This is a genomic window from Bacillus sp. S4 (assembly GCF_040838205.1).
Taxonomy (GTDB): Bacteria; Bacillota; Bacilli; order Bacillales; family Bacillaceae_G; genus Bacillus_A; species Bacillus_A cereus_U.
Window position 1 is genome coordinate 1 of the sequence record NZ_JBFPJI010000091.1, and the last position, 12,231, is coordinate 12,231.

Here is a 12,231-nt window from a genome sequence, read left to right on the forward strand (position 1 = left end):
CTTGTAATAATATATTTCTCTGCCGCTTATCTACTTGTAATTCTTTCACTTTTATTCTTACTTCATATAAAAAATCAAGATACGTTTCATATGTCTCATCATATTTATTTGCGATATCGTCACGAATTTTTTTTGCCAGTTTCGGACTTGCTCCTCCTGTAGAAACAGCTACATTAAGCAAACCACGATGAAACGCCGCCGGAAAATGAACATTTCCACTTTCCGGATTCGTAATAACATTTACCAATTGATTTACCGAGGCATCTTCAGCAATTTGTTCATTTAGTACCGAATTGCTAGTCGCTGCAACTACTAAAAAAGCATCTTTAATATCACTTTTCTCATACTCTCTTTGATACCAACGAATTTGCTTTTCTTCTACAAGTTTCACTAAATTTGCATCTAATTCTGTACTTACCACAACAATATCCGCACCTTGTTTTAGTAAAGGAATAATTTTAAACCCTGCTACTTTCCCTCCACCAATGACAACAACACGTTTCTTATCAACTCGCACTGTAAGTGGATACATATTGATCTCCCTTCAATATTTCCTCTGTTTTCTGAATTAACATCTCTCGAAACGCTACATTCTTTCCTAAATATGGACTTATTTTTATCTCTTCCGACTCATATTGACGCACTTCTTCCTCAACATGTTTCATGAGTAAGCCTGTAAATAATAAGTAAGGTAACACAACAATGTTCCGTTCTTTTTGTTCTACAATTTCTTTCAACTTCTCATCAAACTTCGGCTCTGCAGCTGCTAAATAACAAACTTCCACCTCTTTAATGTTCTCTTCTTTTTGAAATAAAGAAGAAATCCAATTTATGTCTTGTAAAGTTTCCGGATCACTACTCCCTCTTGCAACAAGCAAAAGTGTTACTTCTTCTTCATAGTCTTGAATGCCACTTCCGTTATATACCGCTTTTACAAGCACTTCTGATACACCAAATGGATTACCATACACTATTTTGATATCCGGATATTCCTCGTTTAACTTTCGTAATTCAAGCGGAATATCTTTCTTTACATGTCCTGCCGCTAATAAAAAAACAGGAATAGCGACAATCTCTGTAGCACCACGCTTCACACATGTACGAAATCCTTCTTCAATAGAAGGACTCGCTAGCTCTAAAAAACAAATTTCTTGAATATTTGCCTCTACACGGTTCATACATGACGTAATAAATGCAACGGCTTCTTCTTTTGCTGCTTTCAAACGGCTTCCATGACATATATATAATACAGCCTTCATTTTACAATACTCCGCTTACTGGATATGCATTTTCCGCTTGTTTCTCAAACCAATGTATCTTTTCTCTAAAACGGACAACTTCTCCAATAACAATCATACTCGGATTTTGAATTTGTTCTTTTTTAGCAACATCTACAATTGTTCCTAACGTCGCTGTAACAGTACGCTGCATAGATGTCGTTCCCCACTCAATAATAGCGGCAGGTGTGCTTTGATCTTTTCCATGTTTTATTAGTTGTTCACATATGTAAGGTAAATTACTAACCCCCATATAGACCGCTAATGTATCTACACCTTTCGCTAAATTTCCCCACTTCACTTCCTCTTCAGCATCCTCTTTTCTATGTCCTGTCACAATAGCAAAACTTGCACTTGCATCGCGGTGCGTTACTGGAATACCAGCGTAAGCAGGAGCGGCTATACCAGCTGAAATACCAGGAATAATTTCAAATGGGATACCTTGTTTGGCTAATGCTTCAGCTTCTTCTCCACCTCTTCCAAATACAAATGGATCCCCGCCCTTAAGCCTCGTTACAACTTTTCCTTTCTTCGCATATTTAATAAGAAATGTGTTAATTGTCTCTTGCTTCATCGTGTGATAATTCGGGAGTTTCCCGCAATAAATTAAATCCGCTTCAGGCTTTGCGTATGAAAGCAACTCTTTATTCACGAGGCGATCGTATAAAATAACATCTGCCTTCTCGATACATTTCAACCCTTTAACAGTGATTAAATCCGGATCGCCAGGACCCGCTCCAACGATATAAACCTTCCCCATCATCTCTCCTCATTTCTACTATTAAAGTGAAACTTCCATCCTTTTATATGAATGGAAGTTAGAATACTTTCGTATTACAATGTTATTTACTCATGAACAACAAATGCCGCACCTTTTCGAATCTTCTTTTTTTCAAACAAAGAAATCTCCTTTACTTCTGGCAACGGTAAAAAATGCTTTTCAAGCTCAATCTCCGCAAGCTTAAATGCCTGTTCTTCACTTTGAGCAACAACGACTATTGGAACAACACTATTCGCTATTACAGCTTCAAATCGATATAAATCCATATTGTCCCTCCTAAGACGCTATTACTTCTTCTAATACACGATTTAGTACAATTTGTAATTCTTCCACTCCAACACGCCCTACGAAATCATAAAACGTTTCGGCTAGTAATTTATTCTTTTGGAAATAACTTAAAAAGGACACGAGAACATCCGGCAAATCTTCTCCATCTATTTTCCCTTTTAATTTTTCGTTATATGCTCCTCCGTCTAATAGCGTTCCGCCCACATATATTTCAAACGCCTCAACGATTCCCTTTTCCTTCGTTTTCAGTTTTATCCCTTGCAAACCAATATCAGCAATTTGACGTTGACCACAGGAATTCGGGCATCCTACCATATGAATTCGAACTGGAACATCGAGTGCAATTTGTGTATCTAAGTACTCTGCGATTTTGCGTAATCTTTCTTTCGTTTCTACTAACGCAAGATTGCAATACTCAATACCAGTACATGAAACCGCATGACCAATAAATGATTTCGGATTTGCAGAAATTGCTTCAAACAAAGGTTCACTTAATAATCCTGCAACATTTTCTGGCGGAACATTCGGAATAATGAAGTTTTGTGAGTTACAAGTACGAATTTGCCCGTTTCCATATTGCTTTGCAATTCTAGCAATCTCAAACATTTCCTCTGCATGTAAACGTCCTACTGGTACATTAAAGCCGACATACTTTAATCCTTCTTGTTTTTGATCTTGAACACCATAAAAGTATCCTGCATTCCAGCCTTTGAGAGCACTTTCCCCTTTACTTTGCAATAGGCCTGTGTATTCTACTAATTTCTCTTGAAATTTCTCAGCGCCCCAGTCAGCGACAAGAAATTTCAAGCGTGCTAAGTGGCGTTTTTCACGATATCCAAAATCACGGAATATAGTAGCAATTGCAATCGATACTGCCTTCACTTCTTCTGGTAAAACGAATACATCTAATTCTTCCGCTAAGTACGGACGAGCTGATAAGCCTCCGCCTACTTTTATGTGAAAACCAACTTTTTTCTCACCATCTATTTCTTTCGTAGCAGGTGTAAATGCCACACAGTTAATCTCTGCATTTGCTGAATTATAAATGTTAGAACTAATAGACATTTTAAATTTACGTGGTAGATTAGAAAACTCTTCATTATGTTGGAAGTAATCGTATATTTCTTTAACAATCGATGTTGTATCAAATAGTTCATTCGCATCAATTCCAGCAAGTGGATTACCTGTAATATTACGCGTAATATCACCGCATGCCCCCGCTGAAGATAAACCAACTCTCGCTAACCTTTTAAAAATATCCGGAATTTGCCCAATTTCTAACCAATGAAACTGAATCGCCTGTCTTGTCGTAATATCTAACACATCACGCCCATAATCTTCAGCGATGGAAGCTAGCACCTCTGCCTGCGCATTTGTAATAATCCCAGAAGGAATATTGACACGCATCATAAAATAGCCCGCTTCTTTCGGTCGTTGCAAATACAATCCCGCCCATTTAAAGGCGTCCCACTCTTCTTTCGGAATAGATTCAAATCCATTCTCCGCATAGTAAGGAATATCATTAAAGATTTCTAATCCGTCTTTCTCTAATTTCTTTTTCTCTGTTTGATTTAATTTTTCAGTATTAGCCCACACTTTTTCATAACTCATCTTTTATCCCCCTATATGAAACTACGCTCTTGTAAGTACTTCACAATTTGTTCTGCACATTCTTCAATAGAATACTTGTGCGTTTCTACAATTAATTCTTCTCGTTCTGGTTCCTCATACGGTGAATCAATGCCCGTAAACTGCTTAATATCACCTTGTCTCGCTTTTTTATAAAGTCCTTTCGGATCACGTTTCTCACATTCTTCAATCGGACACTTCACAAAGACTTCAATAAATTCATTTGCTGCCAAAAGGTCTCTAACTTGTTTACGATCTACTCGATATGGTGAAATAAACGCTGTAAGGACAACTGTTCCTTCATCTACAAACAACTTCGCCACTTCACCAATACGCCTTATATTTTCCATACGTTCACTTTCAGAAAAACCTAAATCCTTATTTAAACCGTGACGAATGTTATCCCCATCTAATACATAGTTTCCGATATTGTTTTCAAATAGTTTCCGAGCCACCGCATTTGCTACTGTTGATTTACCCGAAGCTGATAAGCCTGTAAACCAAATTACAAAACTATGATGACCATTCTTCACTCTTCTCTCTTCCTTTGAAACAGACGCTGCATGCCAAGTAATATTTGTATCCATCTCGTTCTCTCCCTATTCTGTTACTGCTTCTTTCTTCAAACCTTTAATTAACACTTCCACTACTTCTTTACGGCTAAATGCACTTGGTGGAATCTCTCCATTTCGTAACATTTCTCTTACTTTCGTACCTGACAAAATAACATGGTCCGCTTTCTCGTGTGGGCACGTTTTTGTCGAAGCCATCGCCTCACATTTAACGCAATAAAAACTATGTTCAAAAAATAGCGGCGTAATTCCTAACTCTTCCACCGTAAAGTCAGTAAAGATTTCCTGCGCTTCATATGTTCCGTAATAATTTCCCACTCCAGCGTGATCCCGCCCTACAATAAAATGTGTACAGCCGAAATTTTTTCTTACAAGCGCATGAAATATCGCTTCACGTGGTCCTGCATAACGCATCGCTGCGGGAAATACCCCTAAAAAAACGCGATCTTTTGGATAATAATTTTGCAGTAATACTTCATAACTTTCCATCCTTACATCAGCTGGAATATCATCTGATTTCGTTTCACCAACGAGCGGGTTTAAAAAGAGACCATCTACAATTTCAAGTGCAGATTTTTGAATATATTCATGTGCACGATGTACAGGATTGCGTGTTTGGAAACCAACTACTGTTTTCCATCCCCGTTTTTTAAATTCTTCTCTTGTTTCGATTGGATCTAAATAATAAGAAGCAAACTGATTATTTTCAGAGCGTTGTATTAGAATAATAGCTCCTCCAACGTAAACGTTCGGTCGATCGTACAATTTTTTCACACCTGGATGAGCCTCATCCGTCGTTTTATACACGAGTAACGCTTCTTTTTCTTTATCCGGTACAAAAATATCTTCTATTTGAATAACACCATATACAGTTCCATCTTTAACCAGGTTTACTTCTTCTCCAATTTTCAATCTATCCGCTTCTTCTTCTGTTACTGGTAATGCAATCGGTATACTCCAAACACTACCGTTTACTAAGCGCAGTGTTTCTACAACTGAGTCATAATCTCTCTTCCCTAAAAATCCTGTAAGTGGACTATATCCCCCTATCGCCAGAAGTTCTAAATCACTAAGCGCAATTTTGTCTAGCTCAATTTCTTTTACAATATTCGATATGTCATATGTTTCATCAATACGGTTTACTAATTTATTTGTTGTACTCATCTTTTTATATCCCCTCTTAGCTTTATTTCAAGATTTATCTTATTGAAAATGAAGTCCGCATTCTGTCTTCATTTTCCCAGCCCATCTTCCATCTCTTGAGTCGCCACCATCTCCTACAGGCAATGTACATTTTTCACACCCAATACTTGGATAGCCAACATCATGTAGCGGATTATACGGCAAACTATGTTTGTATACATATCGCCAAACTTCTTTCCAAGTCCAATGAATGAGCGGACAAATTTTAATAGACCGAAAACGATGATCTTGATTCACAAATTTTGTATGCTTACGCGTTTCTGATTGTTCCCTTCTAAGGCCTGATATCCACGCTTTTTCGGCTGCTAATGATTTTTCTAGCGGCAAAATTTTTCTGATCTTACAACAGAGATTCGGATTACTTTCCCATAATTTTTCTCCATGAAGCTTCGCCTGTTCTTCAAGTGTAAGTGCTGGCTGTTTTTCTATAATATTTAATGAAGGAAATCTCTCTCGTACCTTTTTAATTAATTCGTACGTTTCTTGAAAGTGAACATTTGTATCTAAAAATACAACTTTAGCAGATGGATTTACTTGGTTTATAAGATGCAATAAAACCATCCCTTCCACTCCAAAGCTACATGCATATACAATTTCACCTTTATATTCTTTATAAGCCCAACTTAATACTGATAGCGCGCCTTTCGTTTCATCTTCTTCTGAAAATGAAATACCATTTTCTTCCCACGTTTCATACGTCAACATGTTTTTTCCCCCTGTAAAAGCAAAAAGACGGTTTTAATCTATAAAATAGATTAAAACCGCCTCTAGTTTTTCTAGTCAGCGCTTTTTACTTTAAACGGACCTTTTCACTTTTCTCTAATTGAATCACTTTTCCATCTTGCACCACAATTGTAATTGAACCATATTTCATATCAGCAAGCATCGTTTGAATTTTTTCGGACACTTCATCAAAATGTTCCCGTACGCTCACGCAAACAGCCCCCCTTTTTATTCATAAAAAAAAGCTTTCCCATTTCGAAAAGACTGTTCGGTAATATATTTTACCTTATCTTTCAAAATGGATTCCATTTTGCTGGATTTAGCACCTTGCTTTCTATAAGCAGGTTGCCGAGCTTCGTAGGGCCAGTTCCCTCAGCTTCTCTTGATAAGCTTTATATTTGTATTTTATCATAATTCTGAATTTTTTCAATCCTAGTTTTCCGATATATTTTAATTATTTTATAAAAAAGGAATTGCCCATCCTGAACAACTCCTTTTTTCATATTTAAACAAGTTCTTTAATACGTATGCGATCGTTCCCAATAATATTTTCATATGTTTCACGTTCTACAACAATTTGTGATGTTCCGCCCTTTGCAAAGACTACAGCCGGTCTACGAATACGATTATAATTATTAGCCATCGAGTACCCATATGCCCCTGTACAAGAAATCGCTAGTAAATCAGAAGAAGCAACTTTAGGAAGATTAATATCCCAAATCAGCATATCTCCACTTTCACAACATTTCCCAGCAATCGAAACAAGTTCCTCATTTTCATCATTCCCTCGATTCGCCAACATCGCCTCATAACGTGCTCCATATAGAGCCGGCCTTAAATTATCTGTCATCCCACCATCGACTGAAACATATTTTCTTATGCCTGGAATCTCTTTCACCGCTCCGACTGTATAAATTGTTGTTCCCGCATCACCTACAATACTACGACCTGGTTCAATCCATATTTCTGGAAGCGGGTATTCACATACTGTAAACTGCTCTCTCACCGTACTTGTTACAGCGTGCACATACGTTTCAAGTGTTAACGGTGTATCAGACTCCGTATAACGTATACCGAAACCTCCGCCGACATTTAATACTTTCACCACATAGTTTGTTCGCTCTCTCACTTCTTCTAAAAATTGACGTAGTACTTCAATTGCTCGAACAAAACCAGCCGTTTCGAATATTTGTGATCCGATGTGCGAGTGAATTCCTAGCACATTATAATTTGATTTTTGCAAAGCTAGCTCAATTGCTTGCATCGCTTGACCATTTGAAACACCAAATCCAAACTTCGAATCCTCTTGACCTGTTGTTATATATTCGTGTGTATGTGCCTCTACTCCGGGCGTTACACGGATTAATATGTTCACAAATTTCCCATGTTGCACTGCTAAATCATGTAAAATTTCTAATTCAAAGAAATTATCTACCACAAAACAACCAATATTTGCCTGAAGAGCCATAATCATTTCTTCTTCTGTTTTATTATTTCCGTGAAAATGAATGCGCGAAGCCGGAAATCCTGCTTGGAGTGCAGTATATAATTCTCCTCCAGAGACAACGTCTAAAGACATATTTTCTTCACGAGCTACTCGGCACATCTCCATGCACAAGAACGCCTTGCTAGCATATGCTACTTGATAAGAGAAACCACTTTCTTTAAAAGCACGATGAAACGCACGACATTTTCCTCGAATAGACTCTTCATCGTATACATAAAGTGGTGTTCCGTATTGTTTTGCTAGTTGCGTCGTATCGCACCCTCCAATTTCTAAGTGTCCTTGCCCATTGATTCGGCTTGTGCCGTGTAAATACATTTGAATTCCTCCCTTATTTCCTCTAAAACTCATAACCCCAATCTTCTATTCATTGCAGCACGTTTTTAGATAGACAAAAAACGCGCGGAACAATGTTCACACGCGTTTCTTATTAGGAAAAATATATATTGAAAAAATAAACAAGTTGTTATCTTCTCAAAATAAGAAACCGCATCAACATCTCCAAATAGCTCTCCATAAAATAAATATTATGACAGTACTACATTTATTCAATGCAGTCCCAATATATGAATAACGTGGTCATTCTTATATTTCGGCAATAGTCCCTTTCAACCTATGATCACAGATTCCACTAAATCTCCCATAGCTTACTCTTTCCTATCGCGGCCTCTACCTTTGAGAGTAGATGAGGTAAGTCTATTTAATTTTCAAACATCTAATTGTTGCTATTAACAATACCAAAGGACCATTTTATTTGTCAAACAATTTTTTATATTGTTTTTTTACAGTTTAATTTCGTATCATTTGGTAAGCGCTTTATAGAAATTTTTGTAACAGTCCATTCTCCTTCTTCATTGTTAAACGTCATACTTATCTTCTCAAACGGCGGAAGTACTTTTCCACCTATTCCTGATTCATATTTCGTTATTTCAATTACTGCTTGAAATAAATATGTACCGCTATAAAGTTTTTTTAGACTAATAATTTTGGGACAATCAAACGGTTTTAATTTTCCATATTGTTTCTCAATCGCTTCATTCATTTTTGGAAATAACACAGAATAAAGAGCATCTTCCATGAGCGGTGCATCATATTGTGCTACTGATACACTCGGTGAAACAAAAAGCATAAAACTAATGCATACTATAAAATATAATAATTTCCGCATCATAACCTCCGTATCATTACGCGATACTTTCCATGTTTAACGAATGATAATAATCATACATAGAAATTCCATTTTATTGTCTCCCACTTCGCTTTTTCTACTCAATTGTTGCAAAAAAAGCCCACAACTCTCCTTTATTTTCGTATAATGATACTCATAGTATAATAATCATAATAATAAAGGACTGTTCGTATATATATAGTGAGACGATTTTCAAACAAACTCACAGGAACTGTCATGCTTTTAAGAGAGGAGTATATTATGCTACAACATCTGTTTCCAAAATTACGATTTGCACTCGTTGCAGTCGTTTTATTATGGATTAAAACATATATTGTGTACAAGCTAGCATTTGATATTAAAATTGATAATTTCTTTGAAGAATTTATGCTTTTTATTAATCCACTAGCTTCATTACTTTTATTTTTCGGTTTAGCTTTACTTGCATCTAAGTACCGAAACCGAATTATTATTGGAATTAGTTTTATACTGTCATTTATTTTATTTGGAAATGCAATGTTTTACGGGTTCTATAACGATTTTGTTACTTTTCCTGTTTTATTCCAAACAAATAATATGGCTGACTTAGGAACGAGCATTAAAGAGCTCTTTACGTACAAGACATTACTTTTATTTGCAGATGCAATTATTTTAATGTTTATTTCACGTAAATTCCCATCATTTTGTGACAGGACGCCACTTTCTCGTTCTGAGAAACGGACTTTCTTTAGTGGTGTAACAGCGCTATTGGCACTGCAAATTACTGTTTCAGTTATTTATAAACCACAAATGTTCTCACGCTCATTTGATCGTCAAACTGTCGTGAAAAACTTAGGTTTATACACATATCATCTATTCGATATTACACTTCAATCTAAATCTTCGGCTGAACGTGTATTTGCAAGTGGCGACGGATTCTCCGAAATTAAAAATTATACTGACGCAAAAGATAAGCAAGTCGATAAAAACTTATTTGGAGCTGCAAAAGGTAAAAATGTAATTTTAATTTCAATGGAGTCTACACAAAGTTTTGTTATTAATAAAAAAATAAATGGAAAAGAGATTACTCCATTTTTAAATCAGTTTATAAAAGATAGTTTTTACTTCGATAACTTCTATCATCAAACAGGACAAGGTAAAACTTCCGATGCTGAATTTATCGTTGAAAACTCACTTTATCCGTTAGACCGTGGTTCTGTATTCTTTACTCATGCAACAAATGAATATACTGCCACACCCGAACAGTTAAAGAAATACGGATATTCTTCCGCTGTCTTCCATTCAAACGATAAAACATTTTGGAATCGTGATGTAATGTATCCTGCACTTGGATATGATCGTTATTTTAATTTAAATGATTACGTAGGCACTGAACAAATGTCTGTCGGTTGGGGATTAAAAGATAAAGAGTTCTTTGAACAATCTATTCCAAAGTTAAAATCTTTACCGCAACCGTTCTATACGAAATTTATTACTTTAACAAATCATTTTCCGTTTCTCTTAAGTCCAGAAGATCAATATGTTGATGAGTTTAATTCGGAAAGCGGTGTTCTAAACCGCTATTTCCCAACGGTTCGCTACACGGATGAAGCTCTCAAATTATTCATTAACCAATTAAAAGAAGAAGGACTATACGACAATTCCGTTATTGTCATTTATGGGGATCACTACGGCATTTCCGAAAACCATAATGCAGCTATGGCTCAGTTCCTTGGGAAAGACGCTATTACACCATTTGATTCTATGCAATTACAGCGCGTCCCCCTCATTATTCATGTACCAGGTCAAGAAGGAAAAGTTATCTCTAAAGTATCAGGACAAATTGATATTAAACCAACGCTGCTTCATTTACTTGGTATTAAAACGAATCAATCAGTTGAATTTGGAACTGACTTATTTATAAAAGAAAAAGATCCACTTATGGTAATGCGAGATGGTAGTTTTGTAACAGAGGATTATGTGTATACAAAAAATATGTGCTACAAAAGAAGCTCAGGTGAAGAGGCAGATGTAGCACTGTGTCAGCCGTATATTGAAAAAGCAAAAACAGATTTAAAACTCTCTGACAAACTGATTTATGGAGATTTATTAAGATTCGATCCTAACAATCGATTTAAAACTGGAACGATGACAACGAAATTTGAATAATGTAGGAAGCAACTTTGTGAAAAGTTGCTTCTTTTTTACTTACACTTCAAATCTTTCACAAATTGGGAATTTCTTTCGTATGAGAAAGAAATTTATGGTATGATAAAATAAGTAAACTTTCGTACACTAATTAAGAATTTATAACAGAAAGCAAGGGATCAGATTTTGTATAGAGCAGCTATTCCAAACTTATTTACGCTCGGAAATTTATATAGCGGATTCTTGTCAATCGGCTATGCATCTTTAGGATATTATAAATCAGCTGCTATTTTAGTACTTATCGGGATGATGTTAGATAGTCTTGATGGTCGTGTTGCTCGTTTATTACGCGTTGATTCACAAATGGGAAAAGAGCTTGATTCACTCGCAGATGTTGTAACATTTGGCGCAGCACCTGCTGTTTTAATGTATTACACATCTTTTTCCAACTACGGAATCATTGGACTATACATAGCGGGATTATTCCCACTGTTCGGAGCATATCGCTTAGCACGATTTAATGTAACACCATCTTCTACTTCCATGAAATATTTCACTGGAGTTCCGATTACTGCAGCTGGAGGGCTTGTCGCTTTCCTAACATTATTTTCAAATACCATTCCAAAAATCGTTCTTATTACAGTATTTGTAACGTTCGCATTTTTAATGGTGAGCCGAATTCGCATCCCAAGTTTAAAAGATGTACCAATTCCACGATATAGCATAATTATTACACTATTTTTAGTTGGAAGTATTATCACAATGTACCAAACAGGTTTTGGTAATTTTTCTGTTTTCTTATTCATTGCCATTCCACTATATATTTTGTATATGCTATCTCAATTCCTTAGACAAAGACCTTCTAAAAAAGCAAATAAAGAAAAATAAAAGAAACCTTCCGAAATTGAACTGTACCCTATAAAATGGACAGTTTAATAAAAAAGCCCTGAAAAATCAAG

Annotated in this window: 13 protein-coding genes and 2 riboswitches; of the genes, 2 read left to right on the plus strand and 11 right to left on the minus strand. The window is 36.0% G+C overall.

All coding sequences use genetic code 11. The features are described from left to right. From AB3X48_RS11455 to AB3X48_RS11505, 11 genes are all read right to left on the minus strand, one after another. On the minus strand, positions 1 to 532 hold a 532-nt coding region (locus AB3X48_RS11455), incomplete at its 3' end, for an NAD(P)-binding protein (protein ID WP_367959508.1). Next, complete coding sequence (locus tag AB3X48_RS11460; protein ID WP_088098857.1) at positions 507 to 1,259, minus strand: sirohydrochlorin chelatase; 753 nt, start codon at positions 1,257 to 1,259, stop codon at positions 507 to 509. The genes AB3X48_RS11460 and AB3X48_RS11455, both read right to left, overlap by 26 nt. A gap of 1 nt (position 1,260) precedes the next feature. Continuing rightward, entirely contained in the window at positions 1,261 to 2,037 is a 777-nt protein-coding gene (gene cobA, locus AB3X48_RS11465) for a uroporphyrinogen-III C-methyltransferase (RefSeq protein WP_088098856.1), read from the minus strand. Between the two features lie 86 nt (positions 2,038 to 2,123). After that, positions 2,124 to 2,324, minus strand: a complete 201-nt coding sequence (locus tag AB3X48_RS11470) for a DUF3906 family protein (protein WP_002158652.1) — start codon at positions 2,322 to 2,324, stop codon at positions 2,124 to 2,126. 10 nt (positions 2,325 to 2,334) lie between these two features. Next, positions 2,335 to 3,957 carry a nitrite/sulfite reductase gene (locus AB3X48_RS11475; RefSeq protein ID WP_088098855.1) on the minus strand — a complete coding sequence of 541 codons (1,623 nt, stop codon included), beginning with the start codon at positions 3,955 to 3,957 and terminating at the stop codon, positions 2,335 to 2,337. An 11-nt stretch (positions 3,958 to 3,968) separates the two neighbouring features. Continuing rightward, positions 3,969 to 4,562, minus strand: coding sequence for an adenylyl-sulfate kinase (gene cysC / locus AB3X48_RS11480; protein ID WP_002158654.1), 594 nt, complete (start codon positions 4,560 to 4,562; stop codon positions 3,969 to 3,971). 12 nt (positions 4,563 to 4,574) lie between these two features. After that, the gene (gene sat / locus AB3X48_RS11485; protein WP_016104294.1) at positions 4,575 to 5,711 is read right to left on the minus strand and encodes a sulfate adenylyltransferase; all 1,137 of its coding nucleotides are present in this window, start codon (positions 5,709 to 5,711) and stop codon (positions 4,575 to 4,577) included. A 39-nt stretch (positions 5,712 to 5,750) separates the two neighbouring features. Beyond that, complete coding sequence (locus AB3X48_RS11490) at positions 5,751 to 6,455, minus strand: phosphoadenylyl-sulfate reductase (protein ID WP_002158656.1); 705 nt, start codon at positions 6,453 to 6,455, stop codon at positions 5,751 to 5,753. An 85-nt stretch (positions 6,456 to 6,540) separates the two neighbouring features. Next, positions 6,541 to 6,684, minus strand: coding sequence for a YezD family protein (locus tag AB3X48_RS11495; RefSeq protein ID WP_002149491.1), 144 nt, complete (start codon positions 6,682 to 6,684; stop codon positions 6,541 to 6,543). Positions 6,685 to 6,756: 72 nt separating this feature from the next. Next, a riboswitch (SAM riboswitch) is annotated at positions 6,757 to 6,865 on the minus strand. A 113-nt stretch (positions 6,866 to 6,978) separates the two neighbouring features. Further along, positions 6,979 to 8,295 carry a diaminopimelate decarboxylase gene (lysA, locus tag AB3X48_RS11500; protein WP_367959512.1) on the minus strand — a complete coding sequence of 439 codons (1,317 nt, stop codon included), beginning with the start codon at positions 8,293 to 8,295 and terminating at the stop codon, positions 6,979 to 6,981. 180 nt (positions 8,296 to 8,475) lie between these two features. Then, positions 8,476 to 8,657: riboswitch (Lysine riboswitch) on the minus strand. A gap of 89 nt (positions 8,658 to 8,746) precedes the next feature. Further along, positions 8,747 to 9,145 carry a DUF3888 domain-containing protein gene (locus tag AB3X48_RS11505; RefSeq protein WP_002158658.1) on the minus strand — a complete coding sequence of 133 codons (399 nt, stop codon included), beginning with the start codon at positions 9,143 to 9,145 and terminating at the stop codon, positions 8,747 to 8,749. Between the two features lie 261 nt (positions 9,146 to 9,406). Here AB3X48_RS11505 and AB3X48_RS11510 point away from each other — a divergent pair, with 261 nt between their 5' ends. Both AB3X48_RS11510 and pssA read left to right on the plus strand, forming a co-directional pair. Beyond that, positions 9,407 to 11,293, plus strand: a complete 1,887-nt coding sequence (locus AB3X48_RS11510) for an LTA synthase family protein (RefSeq protein ID WP_033714681.1) — start codon at positions 9,407 to 9,409, stop codon at positions 11,291 to 11,293. Positions 11,294 to 11,458: 165 nt separating this feature from the next. Beyond that, positions 11,459 to 12,160, plus strand: a complete 702-nt coding sequence (gene pssA / locus AB3X48_RS11515) for a CDP-diacylglycerol--serine O-phosphatidyltransferase (RefSeq protein WP_002158661.1) — start codon at positions 11,459 to 11,461, stop codon at positions 12,158 to 12,160. The last annotated feature ends 71 nt before the right edge of the window (positions 12,161 to 12,231 follow it).

Coding starts and splice junctions, on each gene's coding strand:
- AB3X48_RS11460 (WP_088098857.1), bottom strand. CDS start 1,259: ATGAAGGCTGTATTATATATATGTCATGGAAGCCGTTTGAAAGCAGCA.
- cobA (WP_088098856.1), bottom strand. CDS start 2,037: ATGGGGAAGGTTTATATCGTTGGAGCGGGTCCTGGCGATCCGGATTTA.
- AB3X48_RS11470 (WP_002158652.1), bottom strand. CDS start 2,324: ATGGATTTATATCGATTTGAAGCTGTAATAGCGAATAGTGTTGTTCCA.
- AB3X48_RS11475 (WP_088098855.1), bottom strand. CDS start 3,957: ATGAGTTATGAAAAAGTGTGGGCTAATACTGAAAAATTAAATCAAACA.
- cysC (WP_002158654.1), bottom strand. CDS start 4,562: ATGGATACAAATATTACTTGGCATGCAGCGTCTGTTTCAAAGGAAGAG.
- sat (WP_016104294.1), bottom strand. CDS start 5,711: ATGAGTACAACAAATAAATTAGTAAACCGTATTGATGAAACATATGAC.
- AB3X48_RS11490 (WP_002158656.1), bottom strand. CDS start 6,455: ATGTTGACGTATGAAACGTGGGAAGAAAATGGTATTTCATTTTCAGAA.
- lysA (WP_367959512.1), bottom strand. CDS start 8,295: ATGTATTTACACGGCACAAGCCGAATCAATGGGCAAGGACACTTAGAA.
- AB3X48_RS11505 (WP_002158658.1), bottom strand. CDS start 9,145: ATGCGGAAATTATTATATTTTATAGTATGCATTAGTTTTATGCTTTTT.
- AB3X48_RS11510 (WP_033714681.1), top strand. CDS start 9,407: ATGCTACAACATCTGTTTCCAAAATTACGATTTGCACTCGTTGCAGTC.